Source organism: Klebsiella pasteurii (genome assembly GCF_018139045.1).
GTDB lineage: Bacteria > Pseudomonadota > Gammaproteobacteria > Enterobacterales > Enterobacteriaceae > Klebsiella > Klebsiella grimontii.
Genome location: NZ_CP073236.1, coordinates 3,622,156 through 3,645,481, shown reverse-complemented (window position 1 = coordinate 3,645,481; position 23,326 = coordinate 3,622,156). Strand labels below are relative to the sequence as shown.

Sequence of the window (23,326 nt, the reverse complement as noted above, 5' to 3'; positions counted from 1 at the left end):
AATGCCAGCAAAAGAGCCTGCTGTACCCACCGATGCGACTTTGGGCTACACGTTTCAAAATGATTTCCTGGCGTTAAGCCGGGCATTTTCCCTGCCTGATATTAACTACCACGATATTTCCCGACGCGAGCAGTTAACCGCGGCGCTAAAACGTTGGCCATTACTGGCTGAATTAGCAGAGAAAAAGTAAGGAAGCCATCAATGGCGATACTGGGATTACAGGGCGTGCGCGGCGGTACTGGCACCACGTCGATAACCGCTGCGCTGGCCTGGGCGCTGCAGTTACTTGGTGAAACCGTACTGGTGGTGGACGCCAGCCCGGACAACATGCTGCGCTTCTTTTTCAACGTCGATTTCAGCCATAAAGCGGGCTGGGCGCGCGCCACGATCGATGGCACCGACTGGCGCGACGCCGGGCTGCGCTACACTTCGCATATCGATCTGTTGCCTTTTGGTCAGTTGACGCCGGGCGAGCGCGAGAATATCGACCAGCTTCAGCCGACGCTGGCGCCGATGGCCGGGATCGTGCAGAAGCTCCATCAGCAGGGCGATCACCGCTGGCTGCTGATTGACCTGCCGGACGGTTACTCGCCGCTGACCCGCTCTCTCATTGACGTCTGCGACCGCACGCTGGTCGTCGTGCATCCGGACGGCAATAGCCATATTCGCCTGCATCAGCAGGCGCTGCCGGTCAATAGCGATATTTTGATTAACGATCTGCGCGTCGGCAGCCAGCTGCAGGAGGATTTGTATCAGCTGTGGCTGGAGAGCCAGCGGCGCATTCTGCCGGTAACGATTCATCGTGATGAGGCGATGGCGGAGTGTCTGGCGGCGAAGCAGCCCCTCGGCGAATACCGCCAGGACTCGCTGGCGGCGGAAGAGATACTGACGCTTGCCAACTGGTGTCTGCTGCACTACGCCGGCAAGGGGGCGGAATGATTCGCCTGAGCGCGCTGCTGCTGGCGCCGCCGGTCGGGAAACGGCTGAGCGAGCGCTATCTTGATTACCGCCAGCACGGCGCCTCGTGGTTGTCGGCCGCGCTGGGCTGCCTGTGGGCGTCTCTGGCATGGGCGTTTATGCCGTTGGAAACGCCGCGCTGGCAGGCTATCCGCGAACGTCACGGCGAGTTTTTCCCACATATTAATCCGTATCGGCCGCGCCCGCTGGACCCGATTCGCTACCTGCTGCAAGCCGTGTGGCTGCTGGCGACGCGGGCGCCGGAGCCGGATAAAAAGATCAACTGGCGTTCCCTGGCGGCGCTGGAAGGCGTCCACGGGCGCTACGCCCAGTGGCTGGAAAAGCTGCCGGAAAAGGTCAACGCCCGTACCGGCCATCTGGATAAGCATAAAGAGCTGGGGCACCTGAATCCGAAAATACGGCGGCTTATTCTGGGCACGATAACCTTTTTCTCGCTGATCCTCGCGCTGCTCTGCATTACCCAGCCGTTTAATCCGCTATCGCAGTTTATTTTCCTGCTGCTGCTGTGGGGCGTAGCGCTGCTGGTGCGCCGTATTCCGGGACGCTTTTCGGCCCTGATGCTGATCGTGCTGTCGCTAACCGTCTCCTGCCGCTACATCTGGTGGCGCTACACCTCGACGCTCAACTGGGATGATCCCGTGAGCCTCGTGTGCGGGATAATTCTGCTGTTTGCTGAAACTTATGCCTGGGTGGTGCTGGTGCTGGGGTATTTCCAGGTCGTCTGGCCGCTGAACCGTCAACCGGTTCCGCTGCCGGAGGATATGGCGCAGTGGCCGACGGTCGATATTTTTGTGCCGACCTATAACGAAGACCTTAACGTGGTGAAAAACACCATTTACGCTTCTCAGGGAATCGACTGGCCGAAAGACAAGATCAATATCTGGATCCTCGACGACGGCGGGCGCGAAGAGTTCCGTCAGTTCGCCAAAGACGTCGGGGTGCACTACATCGCGCGCACCACCCACGAACACGCGAAAGCCGGCAATATCAACAACGCCCTGAAGTACGCCAAGGGCGAGTTCGTGTCGATTTTCGACTGCGACCACGTGCCGACCCGTTCGTTCCTGCAGATGACCATGGGCTGGTTCCTGAAAGAGAAAGAGCTGGCGATGATGCAGACGCCGCACCACTTCTTTTCCCCGGACCCGTTTGAGCGCAACCTGGGACGATTCCGCAAAACGCCGAACGAAGGCACGCTGTTTTATGGCCTGGTGCAGGACGGGAACGACATGTGGGATGCGACCTTCTTCTGCGGCTCCTGCGCGGTGATCCGCCGCGGCCCGCTGGATGAAATCGGCGGCATTGCCGTGGAAACGGTGACGGAAGACGCCCACACCTCTTTGCGCCTGCACCGTCGCGGGCACACTTCAGCCTACATGCGTATTCCGCAGGCGGCTGGTCTGGCGACGGAGAGCCTGTCGGCGCATATTGGCCAGCGCATCCGCTGGGCCCGCGGGATGGTACAAATTTTCCGCCTTGATAACCCGTTGTTTGGCAAAGGGCTGAAGCTGGCGCAGCGCGTCTGCTACGTCAACGCGATGCTGCACTTTCTGTCCGGTATTCCGCGGCTGATCTTCCTGACCGCGCCGCTGGCGTTTCTGCTGCTGCACGCCTATATCATCTATGCGCCAGCGCTGATGATCGCCCTGTTCGTGCTGCCGCATATGATTCACGCCAGCCTGACCAACTCGAAGATTCAGGGCAAATACCGCCACTCTTTCTGGAGTGAAATTTATGAAACGGTGCTGGCGTGGTATATCGCGCCGCCGACCTTTGTCGCGTTGATTAACCCGCATAAGGGCAAATTCAACGTGACGGCGAAAGGCGGCCTGGTGGAGGACGAGTACGTCGACTGGGTGATCTCTCGTCCCTATATCTACCTCGTGCTGCTGAACCTGGTCGGCGTCGGGGTGGGGATCTGGCGCTTTATGTACGGCCCGGAAAACGAAATTCTGACCGTCTGGGTGAGCATTATCTGGGTGTTCTATAACCTGATTATTCTCGGCGGCGCGGTGGCGGTCTCGGTTGAGAGCAAGCAGGTGCGGCGATCGCACCGCGTGGAGATGTCGATGCCAGCGGCGATTGCCCGCGATGACGGGCACCTGTTCTCCTGTACCGTCCATGATTACTCCGACGGCGGCCTCGGCGTCAAGATTCACGGCGAGGCGCAGGTGCTGGAAAGTCAGCACGTCAAGCTGCTGCTGAAGCGCGGGCAGCAGGAGTACGCCTTCCCGGTGCGGGTTGCGCGGGTCAACGGCAGCGAGGTTGGGCTACAGCTGCTGCCGTTAAGCAATCAACAACATATCGATTTTGTACAGTGTACGTTTGCCCGCGCAGATACGTGGGCGCTTTGGCAGGATAGCTTCCCGGAAGATAAGCCGATGGAAAGCCTGCTGGATATCCTGAAGCTGGGGTTCCGTGGATATCGTCACCTGGCGGAGTTCTCTCCGCCGTCGGTGAAGGTTATTTTCCGCTCGCTCACCATGCTGGTGGCCTGGTTTGTCTCGTTTATTCCGCGCCGTCCGGAACGCGCAGCGGCGACACTCTCGGCAGAACCGGCGATGGCTCAACAATGATGATAATGCGATGAACAGAAAACTCTCTTTGATTTGTGCAGTAGCGGTGGGCATTGGCGGCTGGTCTCCCTTCGCTTCGTATGCGGAACCGGCGCCGCAGGCCACGCAGACGACGACGGTACCCGGTATCGCCGGTACGGTGGCGGACAGCCAGCCCACGGCGACGCTTGCCGACCCAGCGGCGCCGGTGGTGGTGCTGGATAACGCCCCGACCCGCGACGTGAAGCTGACCTTCGCTAAAATCGCCCCGCCTCCGGGCAGCATGGTGCTGCGCGGCGCGCGCCCTGAGGGTTCGGTAGAGTTCGGCATGCGCAGCGATGAAGTGGTAGCGAAAGCGCTGCTGAATCTCGACTACACGCCCTCTCCGTCACTGCTGCCGGTGCAGTCGCAGCTGAAGGTGTATCTTAACGATGAGCTGATGGGCGTGCTGCCGGTCACCAAAGAGCAGTTGGGCAAAAAAGTCAGCGCGCAGATCCCTATCGATCCGCTCTATATCACCGACTTTAACCGCGTGCGTCTTGAGTTCGTTGGCCACTATCGCGATGTGTGTGAAAACCCGGCCAGCAGCACCTTATGGCTGGACGTCGGTCGCGAAAGCTATCTGGATTTAACCTACCAGTCGCTGAACGTGCGCAACGATCTTTCGCATTTCCCGGTGCCGTTCTACGATTCGCGCGATAACCGCCAGCTGACGCTGCCGATGGTCTTCGCCTCCGCACCGGATGTCCTGCAGCAGCAGGCGGCGGCCATTATCGCCTCCTGGTTTGGTAGCAAGGCGGGCTGGCGCGGCCAGCAGTTCCCGGTCCAGTTCAACCAACTGCCTGACCGTAACGCCATTGTTTTTGCGACCAACGATAAGCGCCCTGACTTCCTGCGCGAGCATCCGCCGGTTAAGGCGCCGACGATTGAAATGATCGACCACCCGGATAATCCGTACGTCAAGCTGCTGGTGGTCTTCGGGCGGGATGATAAAGACCTGCTGCAGGCGGCGAAGGGGATAGCCCAGGGCAATATTCTGTTCCGCGGCAGCAGCGTGACGGTTGACGATGTCAAACAGCTGCAGGCGCGTAAACCGTACGATGCGCCAAACTGGGTGCGTACCGATCGGGCGGTGACCTTTGCCGAGCTGAAAACCTACGAACAGCAGCTGCAATCCAGCGGTCTGGTGCCGGATTCCATCAACGTGGCGCTGAACCTGCCGCCGGATCTCTACCTGCTGCGCGCCAACGGCATCGATATGAACCTGAACTATCGCTATACCATGCCACCGATCAAGGACAGCTCGCGCATGGATATCAGCCTTAACGATCAGTTCTTACAGTCCTTCAGCCTCAACAGCTCGCAGGATGTGAATAAGCTGATACTGCGCCTGCCGGTGCTGCAGGGGCTGCTGGACGGCAAAACGGAAGTGACGATCCCGGCATTGCGCCTCGGCGCCATGAATCAGCTGCGCTTCGACTTCCAGTATATGAACCCGATGCCGGGTGGTTCTATCGATAACTGTATTACCTTCCAGCCGGTGCAGAACCACGTGGTGATAGGCGATGACTCGACCATCGATTTCTCGAAGTACTATCACTTTATGGCGATGCCGGATCTGCGCGTCTTTGCTAACGCGGGCTTCCCGTACAGCCGGATGGCCGATCTCGCCGATACCCTGGTCGTGGTGCCCAGGTCGCCGACCGAGGGCCAGGTTGCCACGCTGCTGGAAACCGCCGGCGGCATCGGCGCGCAAACCGGCATGGCGGCCATTAACCTGCGCATGACTGACGATGGTAGCCAGATTAAAGATAAAGACGCCGACCTGCTGCTGATTGGCTCCATTCCGCAGGCGCTGAAGGACGACACGAAAATCAACCTGCTGGTTGAAGCGACCAAAAGCTGGGTGAAAATGCCGATGCGCCACTACGATCTGGCCAGCATCTATCCCGATACCGAGGCCAGAACGCCGAATACCCGCACCGACGTCACGTCGACCGGGCCGATGGCGGCGATTATTGGCTTCCAGTCGCCGTACAACGATCAACGCAGCGTCGTGGCGCTGCTGGCCGACAGCCCGCGCGGCAACGAACTGCTGACCCAGGCGCTTAACGACAGCGGTAAACGCGCGGCGATGTTTGGTTCCGTTGCGGTCATTCGTGAGTCGGGTGTTAACAGCCTGAGGGTGGGCGATATTTACTATATCGGCCACCTGCCGTGGTTCGAACGCATCTGGTTTGCGCTCTCCAGCCATCCGGTGCTGCTGGCGATTCTGGCGGCGGTCAGCATCGTTCTGCTGGCATGGGTACTGTGGCGCATGCTGCGTATTATCAGCCGTCGCCGCCTCGATCTTGATGATGAGTAATTGATGATGAACGCGGTACGTAGTGTGGTGTTATCAGTATTGATGCTGGCGGCGGCGCAGGTGAGCGCCGCCTGCCAGTGGCCGGCCTGGGAGCAGTTTAAAAAAGAGTACGTCAGCGCCGAAGGTCGGGTTATCGATCCCAGCGATGTGCGAAAAATCACCACCTCAGAAGGACAAAGCTACGGGCTGTTCTTTGCTCTGGCGGCTAACGATCGCGACGGCTTCCGCAAGCTGTTTGAGTGGACGCAAAACAATCTTGCTGAGGGCGATCTGCGCGCGCACCTGCCGGGCTGGCTGTGGGGGAAAAAGAGCGATGACCAGTGGACGGTGCTGGACAGCAACTCCGCCTCGGACTCCGACCTGTGGATAGCCTGGGCGCTGCTGGAAGCCGGACGTCTGTGGCAAACGCCTCACTATACGGAAGTCGGCAAAGCGCTGCTGGCGCGTATTGCCGAAGAAGAGGTCGCCACGGTGCCGGGACTGGGGCCGTTGGTACTGCCGGGAAAAGTCGGCTTTGTTGATGACGGCGGCTGGCGTTTCAATCCCAGCTACCTACCGCCACAGCTGGCAACCTATTTTGCCGCTTTTGGCGCACCCTGGCCGAAAATACGCGACAACAATCTGCGCCTGCTGCTGGAGACCGCGCCAAAAGGCTTCTCGCCTGACTGGGTGCGCTACCAGAAAGGGAAAGGCTGGCAGCTAAAAGCGGATAAACCGATTATCGGCAGCTATGACGCCATCCGCGTCTATCTGTGGACCGGTATGCTCGATGACGGCGATAAGCAAAAAGCCCCCCTGCTGGCGCGCTTTAAACCGATGGCGGCCCAGACGGTTGCACAGGGCGTGCCGCCAGAAAAAACCAACATCGCGACCGGTAAAACCACCGGTAATGGCCCCGTCGGCTTCTCTGCGGCGTTACTGCCGTTCTTGCAGAAGGAAGATGCCCGCGCCATTCAGCGCCAGCGCGTCGCCGATGACTATCCCGGGGCGGATGCATACTACAGCGCGGTCCTGACCCTTTTCGGCCAGGGATGGGATCAACACCGTTTTCGTTTCACCGCTGGCGGTGAATTACGGCCTGACTGGAACCAGGAATGCACAAGTTCTCACTAAGCTTATTCACTCTCTCCCTGGGCGTCGCGCTGATGCCGCTGGCGCATGCCGCGACTACCCCTGTTCAGGAGCATCTACTGGAGCAGGTCCGCCTCGGTGAGGCCAGCAAACGTGAGGATTTGGTGCGCCAGTCGCTCTATCGCCTGGAATTGATCGACCCGAATAATCCGGACGTTGTTGCCGCGCGGATGCGCTATCTTCTCCGCCAGGGCGATACCGCCGGCGCGAAGCAGCAGCTGGAACGTCTGGCGAAGCTGGCGCCGGAATCGCCTGAGCTGAAAGCCTCGCGCGATGAGATGAAAAGCAGCACCGGCGATGGTCGCCAGGAGCTGCAGCAGGCTCGTCTGCTGGGCGTGGCAGGGAAGGTTGATGAAGCCATCGCCGCTTACGAGAAGCTGTTTAACGGCGTTCCTGATGATGATGACGCGGCGATTGAGTACTGGACGCTGGTGGCGCGGCTTCCCGCCCGTCATAACGAAGGCATCAATCAGCTGAAAAAACTTAACGCCCGCTTGCCGGGCAACGTCTCGCTGCAAACGGCGCTGGCGAAACAGATGTTTGGCGATAATAAGCCCGAAGAGGGATTTGCTTATCTGGAGCAGATGTCCCGCTCGGCGGCGGGCCGCGGTATCGCGGCGGACATCTGGTTTAACGAAGTGAAAAGCATGCCGGTCAGCCGGGCCAGCGTGCAGGCGCTGCAGCGCTTTCTCATGCAGTTTCCCACCGGTTCCACCTCGGCCAATGCCCGCGTCCTGCTCGATCAGCAGCAGACGCAGCTAAAAGACCCGACGTTCCGCGACCGCGCGGAGGGGCTGGCGGCGGTGAAGGCCGGGAAAGGTTCGGTGGCCGTGGCCGATTTGCAGCAGGCCGTACGGGCGGATGCCAAAGACAGCGACGCGGTTGGCGCATTGGGGCAGGCGTACTCCCAGCGCGGCGATCGGGCGCGGGCGGTGGCCCAACTGAGTAAAGCCATCAAAATGGACCCGGATAGCCCGAGCCGCGATAAGTGGGACAGCCTGCTCAAGACTAACCGCTACTGGCTGCTGATTAAGCAGGGCGATAGCGCCCTCAAAAGCGGCCAGCTGGCGCAGGCGCAAAATAATTACGCCCAGGCGCAGCGTATAGACAATACCGACAGCTATGCGGTGCTGGGGCTGGGCGACGTGGCGGCGGCGCGTAAAGAAAACGCGGCGGCGGAGCGCTACTACCAGCGCGCGCTGCGAATGGATCGCGGCAACAGCCTGGCGGTGCGCGGTCTGGCGAATCTGTATCGCGCCGAATCGCCGGAAAAAGCCAGCGCGTATATCGCCAGCCTGTCGCCGGGCCAGCGGCGCAGCATTGATGATATTGAACGCAGCCTGACGAACGATCGGCTGGAGAAACAGGCCGAAGCGCTGGAGAGCCAGGGCAACTGGGCGCAGGCGGCGGAAGTGCAGCGCAGACGGCTGGCGCTGGATCCGGATAGCGTGTGGATCGCCTACCGTCTGTCGCGGGATCTGGTCAGCGCGGGCAGCCGCAGCGAAGCCGATGCGATCATGCGCGCGATGGTCAATCGCCAGCCTGGCGATGCCGACCGGGTTTACGCCTACGGCCTCTATTTATCCGGGAATAACCAGGATGAGATGGCGCTGGCGCAGATTAACGCCCTGCCGCGCGGCCAGTGGACGGATAATATCCGCGAGCTGGAGGCGCGTCTGCAAAGCGACAGGATCTTGCGTCAGGCAAACCAGCTGCGCGATAGCGGCCAGGAAGACCGGGCGATCGCGCTGATTCAACAGCAGCCGACGTCGGTGCGCTACGCGCTGACGCTAGCGGACTGGGCGCAGCAGCGCGGCGACAGCCTGACGGCGATTGCTGAATATCAGCGGGTGCTGGGGCAGCAGCCGGACAACGGCGATGCGCGTCTGGGCCTGGCGGAAGTGTATCTTGCCGATGGCGATAAAAATGCCGCCCGCGCCCAGGTGGCGCAGCTCAAGGGCGAAGACATCGATTCTATCAATATGCAGCGGCGTATCGCCCTGGCGCAGGCCGGGTTGGGCGATCGCGCTCAGGCGCAGCAAACCTTCGCCCGCATCGTGCCGCAGGCGAAAGCGCAGCCGCCGTCAATGGAAAGCGCGCTGGTGCTGCGCGACGCCGCGCGTTTCCAGGCGCAGAACGGCGAGCCGCAGCAGGCGCTGGAAGGCTATAAAGATGCAATGGTGGCCTCCGGCGTCGCCCGCGAGCGCCCACAGGATAACGACACCTTTACGCGGCTGACACGTAACGACAGCAGCGATGACTGGCTGAAGCGCGGGATCCGCAGCGACGCCGCCGATCTTTATCGTCAGCAAGATCTTAACGTCACCCTCGAACATGATTACTGGGGCTCCAGCGGTACCGGCGGCTATTCCGACCTGAAAGCGCATACCACAATGCTGCACGTGGACGCGCCGCTGGCCGACGGGCGCATGTTCTTCCGTACCGATCTGGTGAATATGGACGCCGGGAGTTTTTCGACGAAGAGCGACGGCAGCTATTCGCCGAGCTGGGGTACCTGCGGTGAAATCGCCTGTACCGGCGGCAGCAAACACCAGAGCGACAGCGGCGCCAGCGTCGCGGTGGGCTGGAAGAATGATACCTGGAGCGGCGATATCGGCACTACGCCGATGGGCTTTAACGTCGTTGATGTGGTGGGCGGCCTGAGCTACAGCAGCGACGTTGGCCCGCTGGGCTACACCGTTAACCTCCACCGACGCCCCATCTCCAGCTCGCTGCTGGCCTTTGGCGGGCAGAAAGATAACCCTAACGACGGCCATACCGGCAAGACCTGGGGCGGAGTGCGCGCCGACGGCGGCGGTGTGAGTCTGAGCTACGATAAAGGCGAGGCCAACGGCGTCTGGTCTTCGCTGGGCATCGACCAGTTGACCGGGAAAAACGTCGCCGACAACTGGCGCGTGCGCTGGATGACCGGCTACTACTATAAAGTGATTAACGAAGATAACCGCCGGGTCACCGTCGGCCTGAACAATATGCTCTGGCACTACGATAAGGATCTCAGCGGCTATACACTGGGTCAGGGCGGTTACTACAGTCCGCAGGAATATGTCTCCTTCTCGGTGCCGGTCACCTGGCGTCAGCGGACGGAGAACTGGTCATGGGAGCTGGGAGGCTCGGTGTCATGGTCCCATTCGCGCACCAAAACCGAGGCGCGCTATCCGCTGCTCAATTTGATTCCCTCGCAGTATCGCCATGATGCCAGCCAGCTTACGGAAGAGGGCAGCAGCAGTTCCGGCGTCGGTTATACCGCGCGGGCGCTGATTGAGCGACGGGTGACCAGCAACTGGTTTGTCGGGGCGGCGGTGGATATTCAGCAGGCGAAAGATTACACCCCGAGCCACGCGCTGCTGTACGTCCGCTATTCAGCTTCCGGCTGGCAAGGCGATATGGATATGCCGCCGCAGCCGTTGGTCCCTTACGCTGACTGGTAGCAGATTAGACTGAATTATGCGACAGGGCGCCACTCCACGGCGCTCTTCGCGTATACTCGTTGCCTTCAGCCAGGCACGCAGATTCCCTTTCCGGTGGCGCTGAAGCTGCACTGCGCGCTGCATCCCGGAGGCGGCGCCAGGGGCGCCTGTCCGGGCCACCGGCCCGATGGCGGTGGTGAACTTATCACCCGGACGGTTTTGTAGCCCGGTAAGGCGTCAGCCGCCGCCCGGGAATGTTCCCCGGTCGCGCTGTGCTTTACCGACCCGTGTAGCCTGCGGGAAAGCCTCCCGATGGCATTGCTTCGCGCCTGGCGGGCGTGAGCGAACAATTTAAGTATATAATCAGCCTGATAACGATCGGTGAGAGGGATCTATACCCGATATACGTTCAGTTTCAGTGGAGAACCCCCGTTGCGCGTCAGCCGTTCACTTACAATTAAACAGATGGCGATGGTCGCGAGCGTGTCCATGGCGTTTGTACTGGTCTTCTGTTCTATTCTGCTGTTTCACTTCGTCCAGCAGAGTCGCTTTACCACGGCCACGCAGTTAGAAAGCATCGCGCGTTCCGTTCGCGAACCGCTGTCAGCGGCTATCCTGAAAGCCGATATCCCTGAGGCGGAAGCCATTCTGAGCCGTATTCAGCCCGCAGGCATCGTCAGCCGGGCGGATGTCGTGCTGCCCAACCAGTTCCAGGCGCTACGGATGCGCTTTATTCCCGAACGCCCGGTGCCGGTAACGATCACCCGCATGTTCGAACTGCCGGTACAGATTTCTCTGCCAATTTACTCCCTGGAGCGCCCGGCCAACCCGCAACCGCTGGCCTATCTGGTGCTGCAGGCCGATTCCTACCGCATGTATAAATTCGTCATGAGCGCGCTCGCAACGTTAGTGACTGCTTACTTACTCCTGGTGCTGATTCTGACGGTGGCGATTACCTGGTGTATCAACCGCCTGATCGTCCGCCCGCTGCGTAAAATCGCCCGTGAGCTGAACGATGTCCCGCAGCATGAGCGTTTGGGCCATCAGCTCACGCTGCCGCGTTTACATCATGATGATGAAATCGGCATGCTGGTGCGTAGCTACAACCGCAACCAGCAGACGCTGCTGCGCATGCACGACGAGCTCTCTTTGCAGTCGACCCGTTTCCCGGTATCCGAGCTGCCGAACAAAGCCTTTCTGATGGCCATGCTGGAGCAAACCGTCGCCCGCCCGCAGGCCTCGGCGCTGCTGATTGTCGCCTGCGAAACGCTACAGGATACCGCTGGCGTACTGAAAGAGACGCAGCGTGAAATGCTGCTGCTAACCCTTGTTGAAAAGCTGCGGGCGATTATCCCGGCGCAGATGGTGCTGACCCAGGTGAGCGGCTACGACTTCGCGATTCTGGCCCACGGTATCAGCGAACCCTGGCAGGCGGTGACGTTAAGTAAGCAAGTACTTACTGTCTTAAATGAACGTTTGCCGCTGCACGGGATCCAGCTGCGCCCCTGCGCCAGTATCGGTATTGCGATGTTTAACGGCGACATTAACGGCGAACAACTCTACCGTCGGGCGTTTTCCGCCGCCGTGACCGCGCGTCGTAAAGGGAAAAACCAGATTGAATTCTTCGATCCGCACCAGATGGAAAAAGCGCAGCGCCGCCTGATGGAAGAGCACGATATTCTGACGGCGCTTGATAACCAGCAATTTGCTATCTGGCTACAGCCGCAGGTGGACGCCAGCAGCGGTAATGTGTGCGGAGCGGAAGTGCTGCTGCGTCAACGGCAGGCGGACGGGAGCTGGTCGCTGCCGGGCGATCTGATTGAGCGTATTGAAGCCTGCGGACTGATGATCCCGGTTGGCTACTGGGTGATGGAGGAGGCTTGCCGTCAGCTTGCCGCCTGGCAAAACCAGGGCATCATGCTGCCGCTGTCGGTCAACGTGTCGTTGCTACAACTGCTGCATCACGATCGCGGCGAGGAGATGCTGGCCCTGCTCGCACGCTATCGCATCGCGCCGGGTACGTTGGTTCTGGAGGTCACCGAAAGCCGGCGGATAGACGACCCGCAGGCGATTATTTCCCTGCTGCGTCCGCTGCGTGAAGCGGGAGTGCGGATTGCGCTGGATGACTTTGGTATGGGCTACGCGGGACTGCGCCAGCTGCAGCATATTAAATCGCTGCCGGTGGATATCCTGAAAATCGATAAAGTCTTTATCGATATGCTGCCGAATGACATCAGTATGGTGCCTGCGATTATCCAGCTGGCGCGCGGACTGAATCTGCGCATTGTCGCGGAAGGCGTCGAAACCGATACCCAGTACCGCTGGCTGCAGGTGGCGGGGGTCGAGACGGTGCAAGGGTATCTTTTTGGCTGCGCCATGCCGCCTGAAGCTTTTATCGCCCGCTTTTTACCCGCCGCCGTAGAGGATGCAAGTTTGTAAACGCATTGTTAGCTTACGCGAGTCAGCTCAAATAAATTAACAATTACATTTCAATTTCATCACTCGTTATTTCTGAAATGTTTCATGGGTGTTATTTTTAAGCCACGGACGCAATACCCCCTCACGGTCTGTGGTTATATCCAAAGGACACCCTATGAAAATCTCTTTCTTTAAAAGCCTTTATGTCCAGGTTCTCTCGGCCATAGCGATCGGTATTCTGCTGGGCCATTTTTACCCGGAATTGGGTGCGCAGATGAAACCCCTCGGCGATGCCTTCGTTAAGCTGATTAAAATGATTATTGCCCCGGTTATCTTCTGTACCGTCGTGACGGGGATTGCCGGGATGGAGAGCATGAAGGCCGTCGGCCGCACCGGCGCGGTGGCGCTGCTCTATTTTGAAATCGTGAGTACCATTGCGCTGATCATCGGCCTGATTATCGTTAACGTGGTGCAACCCGGCGCGGGAATGAACGTTGACCCGGCGACCCTCGACGCGAAGGCCGTGGCGGTTTACGCCGAACAGGCGAAGGACCAGGGGATCGTGGCATTTTTGCTCGATATTATCCCCGGCAGCGTGATTGGCGCTTTCGCCAGCGGCAACATTTTGCAAGTACTGATGTTTGCGGTGCTGTTTGGTTTCGCGCTGCACCGCCTCGGCAGCAAAGGCCAGCTGATTTTTAATGTTATCGAAAGCTTCTCGCAGGTGATCTTCGGCATCATCAATATGATTATGCGCCTGGCGCCGATTGGCGCTTTCGGGGCCATGGCCTTTACCATCGGCAAATACGGCGTCGGTACGCTGGTGCAGCTTGGCCAGCTGATCGTCTGCTTCTACATCACCTGTATCCTGTTTGTGGTGGTGGTGCTGGGGTCAATCGCCAAAGCCACCGGCTTCAGCATCTTTAAATTTATCCGCTATATCCGCGAAGAGCTGCTGATCGTGCTGGGCACCTCTTCATCCGAGTCGGCGCTGCCGCGTATGCTCGATAAGATGGAAAAGCTGGGCTGCCGTAAGTCGGTGGTGGGGCTGGTTATCCCGACGGGGTACTCCTTTAACCTCGATGGAACCTCAATCTACCTGACGATGGCGGCGGTGTTTATCGCCCAGGCGACGAACAGCCATATGGATATTTTCCATCAGATAACCCTGCTGGTGGTGCTGCTGCTCTCCTCGAAGGGCGCGGCGGGGGTGACGGGCAGCGGCTTTATCGTCCTGGCGGCGACGATTTCCGCCGTCGGCCACTTGCCGGTCGCCGGTCTGGCGCTGATCCTTGGTATCGACCGTTTTATGTCCGAGGCGCGCGCGCTGACCAACCTGGTGGGTAACGGCGTCGCGACTATTGTGGTCGCGAAATGGGTTAAAGAGCTGGACTCACAGCAGCTCGATGATGTGCTGAATAACCGTACGCCGGTAAACAAATCGCACGAATTATCCTCATAAATCCATCTGTTAGGCCCGTAGTCCCTTGCTGGAGTACGGGCTCCTGCGCATAATTAGGGGTCACTGTCGCTTACGCGGCGGTGGCCCTTATGATTATTTCACGTCAACATGCGACATTTTCATCTCCGTGTGGTCTAACCGACGTACTTAACTCACCATATTTTTTCGGCGGCCCTCCCGTGGGCCGCTGTTGTAACCAGGATTGTTCATCAGGGGTTCACATGCAGGGCACAAAAATTCGACTCTTAACCGGTGGTTTGCTGATGATGGCGACGGTCGGTTATGTGCAGGCAGAAGCGCTCCAGCCGGACCCGGCCTGGCAACAGGGGACACTGGCGAACGGGTTTCAGTGGCAGGTTCTGGCCACCCCGCAGCGTCCCAGCGATCGTATCGAAGTTCGCCTGTCCGTGAATATTGGCTCGCTGAGCGAAAGCACTCAGCAGAGCGGCTTTAGCCACTTTATCCCGCGTCTCGCGCTGACGCAAAACGGCGGCCTCCCGACCATGCAGGCCCGTTCGCTATGGCAGCAGAGTATTGATCCGAAGCGTCCTCAGCCGCCCGCCATCGTCTCTTATGACTACAGTTTGTTTAACCTGAGCTTACCGAATAACCGTAACGATCTGCTGAAAGAGGCCCTGAGCTGGCTGGCCAGCGCCGGCGGTAAAATGTCGATCACCCCGGAAGCGGTCAACCACGCGCTGCAGGGCGAAGATATGGTGGCGACCTGGCCTGCCGATACCAAAGAAGGCTGGTGGCGCTATCGGCTGAAAGGGTCCACCATGCTGGGGCACGATCCGGCGGCACCCCTGAAGCAACCGGTTGATATTGCTCAGCTAAAAGAATATTACCAGAAGTGGTACACGCCGGATGCCATGACCCTGATTGTGGTCGGCAACGTTGACAGCCGCAGCGTTGCGGAGCAAATCAACAAAACGTTCGGCGGCCTGAAGGGCAAGCGCGAAACGCCGGTGGCGGTTCCTACACTGTCGCCGCTGCCGACGACACCGGTCAGCATCATGACCGATGCGGTGCGCCAGGATAAGCTGTCGCTGATGTGGGATGCGCCGTGGCAGCCGATCCGCGACTCGGTCGCTCTACAGCGCTACTGGCGTGACGATCTGGCCCGGGAAGCGCTGTTCTGGCACGTACAGCAGAATCTGAGCAAAAGTAATATTAAGGATATCGGCCTTGGCTTTGACTGCCGCGTCCTCTACCAGCGCGCCCAGTGCGCGATCAATATCGAATCGCCGGGCGAGCGCCTGAACGCCAACTTAACCACCGTAGCGCGCGAGCTGGCGAAAGTACGCGATAACGGCCTGCCGCAGGAGGAGTTTGATGCTCTGATCGCGCAGAAAAACCTCGAGCTACAGAAGCTATTCGCCACCTATGCGCGCACCGATACCTGGATCCTGATTAGCCAGCGGATGCGTTCGTTGCAAAATCAGGTGGTGGATATCGCGCCCGAGCAGTATCAGAAGCTGCGCCAGGAGTTTCTCAATTCGCTGACGGTCGACATGCTGAATCAGTACCTGCGTCAGCAACTGTCGCAGGATATGGCGCTGGTGTTGCAGCAGCCGCAGGGCGAGCCGGAATACAACATGAAGGATCTGCAGGCGACGTGGGAAAAGCTGATGGCGCCAGCGCCGGCGGCCGCAGCGGCGCCCAGCAGTAACGGAGACGTTGTGCAAGGGCGTAACGAAGCGACGGATATCCCGCCAGGGCAGTAAAGCAAAACCGGATAGCGTGGCTATCCGGTGAGGTTTATGGCTAATCTGTTTTAAGTATTGCTGGGTTGGCCCGGTGATTTTCCCGGAGACGGCGCTGGTGCGCCTTGTCCGGGCCACCGGCCCGCAGACGGCGGTAAACTCGTAGCCCGGCTAAGCGCAGCGCAAGCCGGGAAGCAGCAGCGCCGATGCTTCTGCTATAGCTCCTGCGGCATCGCCTCGCGCGGGATAATCGCGCCGCGATACTGGATCACCGTGCTGGCGGTCAGATGCCCGCGTTTGGCCGCCGATTCAGCATCGCCCCCGGTCAGGCGCACGGCCAGGTAGCCAGCGCTGAACGAATCGCCCGCCGCGGTGGTATCAACCACTTTCTCTTTCGGCAGCTTAACGGCCGGGACTTCCCGCTGCGGCTGTCCGGCAATCGCCACCAGGCAGGAGTCTGCGCCGCGCTTAACCACCACTTCTTCCACGCCGGCGGCGTGGGTGCGGGCAATCACTTCCGCAACCGGCTTCTCGCCCCACAGCGCGTCTTCGTCATCGAGGGTCAGGAAGGCGATATCGGTGCAGCTCAGCATCTGCTGATAAACCTGCTGCGTCTCCTCTTTGCTGCTCCACAGGCGCGGGCGATAGTTGTTATCAAAGATAACTTTGCCACCGTTCGCCCGGCACTCACGCAGCAGGGTCAGCAGCTTCTCGCGGCTGGTTGGGCTAAGGATCGCCAGGCTAATGCCACTGAGATACAGATAATCAAAGGTCGCCAGCTCTTCACAGATGGCCGCGGACTGTTCGCTCTCCAGCCAGAACTTCGCCGCGGCTTCATTACGCCAGTAATAAAAGGTGCGCTCGCCGGTATCGTCGGTTTCGATGTAGTAGAGGCCCGGTAGCCGGTCGGCCATGCGCTGAATCAGGTCAGTCTGGACATTCTCGCTCTGCCAGGATTCAAGCATTTGCTGGCTGAAGGTATCCGTTCCCAGGGCGGTAACGTAGTGCACGCCCAGCGCACTGGCGTCAGTCTGACGCGCAATGTAGACGGAAGTGTTTAAGGTATCGCCGCCAAAGCCGCGATTTACCGCCGCGCCTTTCTCTGACAGCTCAATCATGCATTCGCCGATGACGGCAATTTTCTTAGACATAGTGATGACCTGAAATTAAATCAATATTAACCCTAGTGTGCGCTGGGCCGCTTTTATGGTCAATGATATTAAAACAACGTTCCATTATTTTTTTGACCTGGCGCGGATTATGTGACGAAAACCTCATTCGACGGAGCAACTGGCGTTTCTCAACTATATTCAGGACTGGCGATACGCAAAAGGAGTGCAGAAGGGATGAGCAGAACCCGAAAAACCGTTGCTATTATTTCTGGAACGATAGTCATACTGATCGTTTTGTTTTTTATCGTGCTGGCGACCTTTGACTGGAACCGCCTGAAGCCGACGATTAATCAGAAAGTATCGGCCGAGCTGAACCGCCCGTTTGCTATTCGCGGCGATCTGGGCGTCGTCTGGGAACGCCAGCCCGGTGAAAGCGGCTGGCGAAGCTGGATCCCCTGGCCGCACGTTCACGCCGAAGATATCGTCCTCGGCAACCCGCCTGATATCCCACAGGTCACGATGGTCCATCTGCCGCGCGTTGAGGCGACGCTCGCCCCGCTGGCGCTGCTTAGCAAAACGGTCTATCTGCCGTGGATAAAGCTTGAACAGCCCGACGCGCGACTGATTCGACTGTCGGAGAAGACCAACAACTGGACCTTTGACCTGGCCTCGGCGGGGGCGTCGGAGAAAGATGCGCCGCCTTCCAGCTGGTCTTTCCGTCTCGACAATATTCTGTTTGACCGCGGCAAGATTGCTATCGACGACAAGGTGTCGCGCGCAGACGTGACGATTGTGGTTGACCCGCTCGGTAAGCCGCTGGCGTTTAGCGAGGTGACTGGTGAAAAGGGGAAAGGGCAGTCGCAGAAAGTGGGCGATTACGTCTTCGGCCTGCAGGCGAAAGGCAGCTACAACGGGCAGCCGCTTGCCGGTAACGGCAAAATCGGCGGCATGCTGGCGCTGCGCAGCGAAGGCACGCCGTTCCCGCTGCAGGGGGATTTTCGCTCCGGCAATACCCGGGTCGCTTTTACCGGCACGGTCAGCGACCCGCTTAACCTCGGTGGAGTCGATCTACGGTTGAAGTTCTCCGGTGATTCGCTGGGCGATCTCTACGACCTGACCGGCGTACTGCTGCCGGATACGCCGGCGTTTTCGACCGACGGGCATCTACGGGCCACCTTCAAGGATAAGGCCGGTTCACGCTTCGCCTATCAGGACTTTAATGGCCGTATCGGCGAGAGCGATATCCACGGCTCCCTGACCTACACCACCGGTAAACCCCGACCTAAGCTGGAGGGTGACCTGGAGTCCAGGCAGCTAAGGCTGGCGGATCTGGGACCGCTGATTGGCGTCGACTCCGGCGGCAAAGGGAGCAAAACCGAACAGCGTAAAGGCGAGTCCTCTCCGCAGCCGGCCGGAAAAGTGTTGCCGTATGACCGCTTTGAAACCGATAAGTGGCAGGTGATGGATGCCGATGTGCGCTTTAAAGGACGGCGCATTGAGCACGGCGGCACGCTCCCTATCAGCGACCTCTCCACCCACGTGATCCTCGAACGGGGCGACCTGCGCCTGCAGCCGCTGCGTCTGGGGTTGGCCAACGGCACCATTGCCGGCAGCATTCATCTGGCGGGGGATAAAAAACCGTTGCAGGGGACGGCGAACCTGCAGGCGCGCCGCCTGAAGCTGAAAGCGCTGATGCCAAACGTGGAGATGATGCAGAAAACCCTCGGCGAAATGAACGGCGATGTGCAGCTTCGCGGTACCGGCAACTCCGTCGCCGCGCTGCTGGGCAACAGTAACGGTAACCTGAAGCTGCTGATGAACGACGGGCTAATCAGCCGCAACCTGATGGAAATCCTCGGTCTGAACGTCGGCAACTATATCATCGGGCAGATCTTTGGCGACGATGAGGTGCGGGTAAACTGCGCGGCGGCCAATATCGACGTGGTCAACGGTGTCGCCCGGCCGCAGGTATTTGCTTTTGATACCGAAAACGCGCTGATCAACGTCACCGGTACCGCCAGCTTTGCGTCGGAGCAGCTCGACCTGACCATCGATCCGGAAAGCAAGGGATTCCGCATTATCACTCTGCGCTCACCGCTCTACGTGCGCGGTAGCTTTAAGTCGCCGAACGCGGGCGTGAAGGCGGGTCCGCTGATTGCACGCGGCGCTGTGGCGGCGGCGCTGGCGACGCTGGTGACGCCAGCCGCCGCGCTGCTGGCGCTGATCTCACCCGCCGAAGGCGAGGCGAATCAGTGCCGGACCATACTGTCGCAGATGAAAAAATAGTCGGCAAGGTGACTCCCCTGGCCGGATGGTCAGGGGAGCGAGTGGAGAATTACAGCGACTGGTGGCGCGTTTCGTGAGTCAGCAGCAGCGCGATCATCGTCAGCGCCGCCATGGCGGCCAGATAGAGTCCGACTGCAGGCAGACCGTAGTTACCCTGCAGCCAGGCGGCGATATACGGCGCGACGGACGCCCCGAGGATCGACGAGACGTTGTAGGAGAACGATGCGCCGGTATAGCGAACTTCCGTCGGGAACAGCTCCGGCAGCAGCGCGCCCATTGGGCCAAACGTCAGCCCCATCAGGCTCAGGCCAATCAGCAGGAAGGCAAAGACCAGCAGCGGGTTACCGGAACCAAGCAGCGGTTTAAAGGCAAACAGCGCGAAGAGAATGATCAGGGTCGTGATCACAACCATGCTCTTACGACGACCAAATGCATCCGCCAGCAGGCCCGCAACCGGCACCATCACGCCAAAACCGATAACCGCCATCATCAGCATCCACAGCACTTCGTTACGCGGCAAACCGAGGCCAATCGGCGCGGCGGCGGTACTGAAGGTCATGGAGTAGACGGTCATGATGTAAAACAGCGTGTAGGTCGCCAGCATGATAAACGTGCCGAGCACCGTCACGCGGACGTGTTTGGTCAGCAGCGTGCCCAGCGGGATTTTGACCTGTTTCTTCGCGGCGGCAACCTTAGCGAATACCGGCGACTCGTGCAGCGAAACGCGGACGTACAGGCCGATAATCACCAGCACGGCGGAGAAGATAAACGGCATACGCCAGCCCCACTCCATAAACTGCTGGTCGGTCAGCAGCCAGGAGAGCAGCAGGAAGGTGCCGTTAGCGAAGAAGAAGCCAATCGGCGCGCCCAGCTGTGGGAAAGAGCCGTACAGCGCGCGTTTGCGCGGCGGAGCGTTTTCCGTCGCCAGCAGCGCCGCGCCGCCCCATTCGCCGCCAAGGCCGAGCCCCTGGCCAAAGCGCGCCAGCGCCAGCAGCACCGGCGCCATAATGCCAATGGTTTCATAGCCGGGCAGCAGGCCGATAACCACGGTGGAGATCCCCATCGTCAGCAGCGAGGCGACGAGGGTCGCTTTACGGCCTACGCGGTCGCCGAAGTGGCCAAAGACCGCTGAACCGATAGGGCGTGCGATAAAGGCGATAGCGAAGGTGGCCAGCGATTGTAGCGTCGCGGCGGCGGGATCGCCCTGCGGGAAGAAAATGTGCGGGAATACGATAACCGCCGCGGTGGCATAGATGTAGAAGTCGAAGAACTCGATGGCGGTACCAATGAGTGAGGCGACGACGACTTTATTGCGTGAGTTAACCGGTACGGTGTCCTGCGCGTTGTCGAGTGTTGTGGCTGTGGCTTGCATAGATCTTTCTTATTTTTTGCGAACGAAAGGCCATATAGCCACAGCCTTTGGGACATTTCAATCTGTAACAAGGGGCGAGAGAGGCGAAAAAAGAAGCAAAAAGTGAATAATTTCTGTGCCAGAAAAATAACTTCTATGAAATGCTTCACAAAATTCAAATAATGGTCGATAAAACCAGGTTTTGGTTAAATAAAAGTTACATGTTGGATTTATATGCTGAAATGCCAGGTTGGGCTGAATTTTGCGTCTTTTATTCAGCCCAGTGATGGTTTAGTCGTGGGCTTTGCCCGGCATCCGGCGGTCGTCTTTATATTCGGCGGTCGCAATCCATGCGGCGCAGAACAGCGTCAGGCGGGCGAAAAAATAGAAGAAGGCCATTATCCCCAACACCGACCCGAATGCCGCCCCAGAGGGAGATTTCACCAGCGCAGGTAGCGTCCAGGTCATGATGATTTTGATTATCTCAAAGCCGACGGCCGCAATCAGGGTGCCGCGAATCAGCGCCTTACGGCGAGGACGGTGGCGCGGGAGCCGCCAGAAAATCCAGAAAAACAGCAGATAGTTGGCGAAGATGGAAATCGCCAGGCCAATAAGCCGCCACGCCGGTTTCAGCCACTCAATGTAATCAAGATAAAGCGCCGAGATAATCATCTGCTGCGCCGAGCCGGCGATAGAGGTGATCGACAAGGTAATAACCAGCGCCACCAGCAGGCCGATCAGCGAGATAAAGTCGCGGAAATACTTTACCCAGATTTTCTCCTGATCCTGCGGCGTGCGCTCCCAGACATCGCGCGACTGGGCGCGAATGGCCTCACGCAGGTTGCCCATCCAGTTAATGCCGGAGTAGAGCGCCACCAGAAGACCCACGATCCCGACGGCGGTGCGCTGCTGTACGGCGGTGTTGATGGTATTTTTCAGCGTTGCGGCGAGTGTCGGATCGCTAACGTTCAGCAGGATTTTATCGAAAATGTCCTGTAGCAGCGTGGGATGCGAGGCCAGCACAAAACCGGCGGCCGCAAAAGAGACCATCAGAATCGGGATCATCGATAAAAACGAGAAGTAGGTGATCGCCGCGCCAAACTGATTACCCAGCCTGTCGTTGAAGCGCTCTGCGGCGCGGATAATATGGGCGACCATATGGTTACGCTGAACTTTTTCCGCCGTTCCGGTGACGCTTTTCAGCGCCTGGTTGGCTTTTTTCGCCACGGTAGAGTCGTTTATCGCAGCCATCGCGCTTTTGTTTTTTTCCGGCTGCTGGCCCGGATCCTCGGTTGGGCGTTGAGCGTCGTTTTCCGGCGTCATAAATTATTTCTTCCTTTTTTACAGCGATATTCTTCAAAAATTATATACGTAAAATCGCGGATAAGGCGTACTGGAGCCATCCGTTGTATGAATCAGAGGGCGGTTGAAGCGCGCTCTTCTGCCATTGTGCGGAGCTACAGGAAGTTGATAACGTGATGTTATAGCTGGTTTTTCATTCTGATTCAGGCCTCATTCGGCATCCGGCAGAAAATATCGGCACGCTCTCAAATACGGATTTTTCATCATGCGGACTAATCAACGTAGTTTTTCATCAGCCCGCCGAGCCACTCCATAAACAGATGTACCCGCCGCGAGAGATTACGCCGGTGCGGGTAAATGAGCGACACCGGCAGCGGTTCGGCGCGGTAGTGGGGAAGAATTTCGATCAGTTCTCCGCTGCGCAGCATTTCGCGAACGCCTACCCGTGGAACCTGAATAATCCCCAGTCCTGCCAGACATGACGCCTGATAGGTCTCGGTACTATTGACCGTAAGCACGCCGCCCGCTTTAACCCAGCGAACCGCGCCATCGCTGACCACTTCAAATCCGAGAGGACGAACGCCCAGATTGCTGGCGTAGTGGATCAGCGCATGATCCGCGAGATCGTCCAGCGACTGCGGATAGCCAAAGCGCGTCAGATACTGCGGGCTGGCGCAGTTAATTTGCGTGAGCTTACCCAGCGGCCGCGCGATCAGCCCGGAATCTTTCAGCGTACCGACGCGTACCACGCAGTCAAAGCCCTCGCGGACCACATCGACTAACCGATCGCTGCTGCTGAGCTCCAGTTCGATGCCCGGATACTGCTGCAAAAACGCCGGCAGCTGCGGAATGACCAGCTTTTTCGCGACTGCGACAGGCATGTCGATCCGCAGACGTCCGCTGATGCTGGAGGGGTCGAGCTGAAACATACCGTCGAGCTCCTCAAGATTGCTCAGCAGGTCTCTGGCGCGTTCATAGTAAACCATGCCGTCCTGGGTTAGCTGCACCCGGCGGGTCGTGCGGTGCAGCAGGCGAGCGCCAAGGTGGCTCTCCAGCGCCTGAATCTGGCGCGATACGCTTCCTTTCGGCAGGCCAAGAGTGTCGGCGGCGCGGGAAAAACTTTCCAGCTCAGCTACCCTAATAAACAGCTGCATTGCGTGAATTTTATCCATCCCGGCGACCTATTGTTGTTCAATAAGAAACAGTAAAACGTAATTTGCCATATTTATTGT

Annotated in this window: 14 protein-coding genes; 10 read left to right on the top strand and 4 right to left on the bottom strand. The window is 58.9% G+C overall.

The genetic code is table 11. The annotated features are described in order from the left end of the window. The first annotated feature begins 1 nt into the window (after position 1). The 9 genes from bcsR to KCG39_RS17125 all read left to right on the top strand — a co-directional run bounded on the left by bcsR (position 2) and on the right by KCG39_RS17125 (position 16,064). Positions 2-190, top strand: coding sequence for a cellulose biosynthesis protein BcsR (gene bcsR, locus KCG39_RS17165; RefSeq protein WP_004126335.1), 189 nt, complete (start codon positions 2-4; stop codon positions 188-190). A gap of 11 nt (positions 191-201) precedes the next feature. Then, positions 202-939, top strand: coding sequence for a cellulose biosynthesis protein BcsQ (gene bcsQ, locus KCG39_RS17160; protein WP_004126333.1), 738 nt, complete (start codon positions 202-204; stop codon positions 937-939). After that, a complete protein-coding gene (gene bcsA, locus KCG39_RS17155) occupies positions 936-3,554 on the top strand; it encodes a UDP-forming cellulose synthase catalytic subunit (protein WP_139529913.1) in 2,619 nt (872 codons plus the stop codon). The genes bcsQ and bcsA overlap by 4 nt, the downstream gene beginning before the upstream one ends. 10 nt (positions 3,555-3,564) lie before the next feature. Then, positions 3,565-5,898, top strand: coding sequence for a cellulose biosynthesis cyclic di-GMP-binding regulatory protein BcsB (bcsB, locus tag KCG39_RS17150; RefSeq protein ID WP_004126329.1), 2,334 nt, complete (start codon positions 3,565-3,567; stop codon positions 5,896-5,898). Between the two features lie 3 nt (positions 5,899-5,901). Beyond that, on the top strand, positions 5,902-7,011 hold the full coding sequence (gene bcsZ, locus KCG39_RS17145) for a cellulose synthase complex periplasmic endoglucanase BcsZ (RefSeq protein WP_185910497.1): 1,110 nt from the start codon (positions 5,902-5,904) through the stop codon (positions 7,009-7,011). Continuing rightward, on the top strand, positions 6,993-10,478 hold the full coding sequence (gene bcsC / locus KCG39_RS17140) for a cellulose synthase complex outer membrane protein BcsC (RefSeq protein ID WP_004126325.1): 3,486 nt from the start codon (positions 6,993-6,995) through the stop codon (positions 10,476-10,478). The genes bcsZ and bcsC overlap by 19 nt, the downstream gene beginning before the upstream one ends. Before the next feature lie 411 nt (positions 10,479-10,889). After that, positions 10,890-12,896, top strand: coding sequence for a biofilm formation regulator HmsP (gene hmsP, locus KCG39_RS17135; RefSeq protein ID WP_004126323.1), 2,007 nt, complete (start codon positions 10,890-10,892; stop codon positions 12,894-12,896). A 154-nt stretch (positions 12,897-13,050) separates the two neighbouring features. Beyond that, on the top strand, positions 13,051-14,337 hold the full coding sequence (locus KCG39_RS17130) for a dicarboxylate/amino acid:cation symporter (protein WP_004126321.1): 1,287 nt from the start codon (positions 13,051-13,053) through the stop codon (positions 14,335-14,337). A 221-nt stretch (positions 14,338-14,558) separates the two neighbouring features. Continuing rightward, positions 14,559-16,064, top strand: a complete 1,506-nt coding sequence (locus tag KCG39_RS17125; RefSeq protein WP_004126319.1) for a M16 family metallopeptidase — start codon at positions 14,559-14,561, stop codon at positions 16,062-16,064. Between the two features lie 194 nt (positions 16,065-16,258). On the opposite strand, the gene kdgK is transcribed toward KCG39_RS17125, so the two are convergent. Then, positions 16,259-17,194 carry a 2-dehydro-3-deoxygluconokinase gene (kdgK, locus tag KCG39_RS17120; RefSeq protein ID WP_004126317.1) on the bottom strand — a complete coding sequence of 312 codons (936 nt, stop codon included), beginning with the start codon at positions 17,192-17,194 and terminating at the stop codon, positions 16,259-16,261. Between the two features lie 195 nt (positions 17,195-17,389). On the opposite strand from kdgK, the gene KCG39_RS17115 reads away from it, so the two are divergent. After that, the gene (locus tag KCG39_RS17115; protein ID WP_004126316.1) at positions 17,390-19,441 is read left to right on the top strand and encodes an AsmA family protein; all 2,052 of its coding nucleotides are present in this window, start codon (positions 17,390-17,392) and stop codon (positions 19,439-19,441) included. Positions 19,442-19,490: 49 nt separating this feature from the next. Here KCG39_RS17115 and KCG39_RS17110 read toward each other — a convergent pair whose 3' ends face one another. From KCG39_RS17110 to KCG39_RS17100, 3 genes are all read right to left on the bottom strand, one after another. Further along, on the bottom strand, positions 19,491-20,813 hold the full coding sequence (locus KCG39_RS17110) for an MFS transporter (protein WP_004126314.1): 1,323 nt from the start codon (positions 20,811-20,813) through the stop codon (positions 19,491-19,493). Positions 20,814-21,083: 270 nt separating this feature from the next. Further along, positions 21,084-22,115, bottom strand: a complete 1,032-nt coding sequence (yhjD, locus tag KCG39_RS17105; protein WP_004126313.1) for an inner membrane protein YhjD — start codon at positions 22,113-22,115, stop codon at positions 21,084-21,086. Between the two features lie 251 nt (positions 22,116-22,366). Next, positions 22,367-23,266: a LysR family transcriptional regulator gene (locus KCG39_RS17100; RefSeq protein ID WP_049114761.1), complete on the bottom strand. Its 900-nt coding sequence runs from the start codon at positions 23,264-23,266 to the stop codon at positions 22,367-22,369. Positions 23,267-23,326 lie beyond the last annotated feature (60 nt).

Coding starts and splice junctions, on each gene's coding strand:
- bcsR (WP_004126335.1), top strand. CDS start 2: ATGCCAGCAAAAGAGCCTGCTGTACCCACCGATGCGACTTTGGGCTAC.
- bcsQ (WP_004126333.1), top strand. CDS start 202: ATGGCGATACTGGGATTACAGGGCGTGCGCGGCGGTACTGGCACCACG.
- bcsA (WP_139529913.1), top strand. CDS start 936: ATGATTCGCCTGAGCGCGCTGCTGCTGGCGCCGCCGGTCGGGAAACGG.
- bcsB (WP_004126329.1), top strand. CDS start 3,565: ATGAACAGAAAACTCTCTTTGATTTGTGCAGTAGCGGTGGGCATTGGC.
- bcsZ (WP_185910497.1), top strand. CDS start 5,902: ATGATGAACGCGGTACGTAGTGTGGTGTTATCAGTATTGATGCTGGCG.
- bcsC (WP_004126325.1), top strand. CDS start 6,993: ATGCACAAGTTCTCACTAAGCTTATTCACTCTCTCCCTGGGCGTCGCG.
- KCG39_RS17130 (WP_004126321.1), top strand. CDS start 13,051: ATGAAAATCTCTTTCTTTAAAAGCCTTTATGTCCAGGTTCTCTCGGCC.
- KCG39_RS17125 (WP_004126319.1), top strand. CDS start 14,559: ATGCAGGGCACAAAAATTCGACTCTTAACCGGTGGTTTGCTGATGATG.
- kdgK (WP_004126317.1), bottom strand. CDS start 17,194: ATGTCTAAGAAAATTGCCGTCATCGGCGAATGCATGATTGAGCTGTCA.
- KCG39_RS17115 (WP_004126316.1), top strand. CDS start 17,390: ATGAGCAGAACCCGAAAAACCGTTGCTATTATTTCTGGAACGATAGTC.
- KCG39_RS17110 (WP_004126314.1), bottom strand. CDS start 20,813: ATGCAAGCCACAGCCACAACACTCGACAACGCGCAGGACACCGTACCG.
- yhjD (WP_004126313.1), bottom strand. CDS start 22,115: ATGACGCCGGAAAACGACGCTCAACGCCCAACCGAGGATCCGGGCCAG.
- KCG39_RS17100 (WP_049114761.1), bottom strand. CDS start 23,266: ATGGATAAAATTCACGCAATGCAGCTGTTTATTAGGGTAGCTGAGCTG.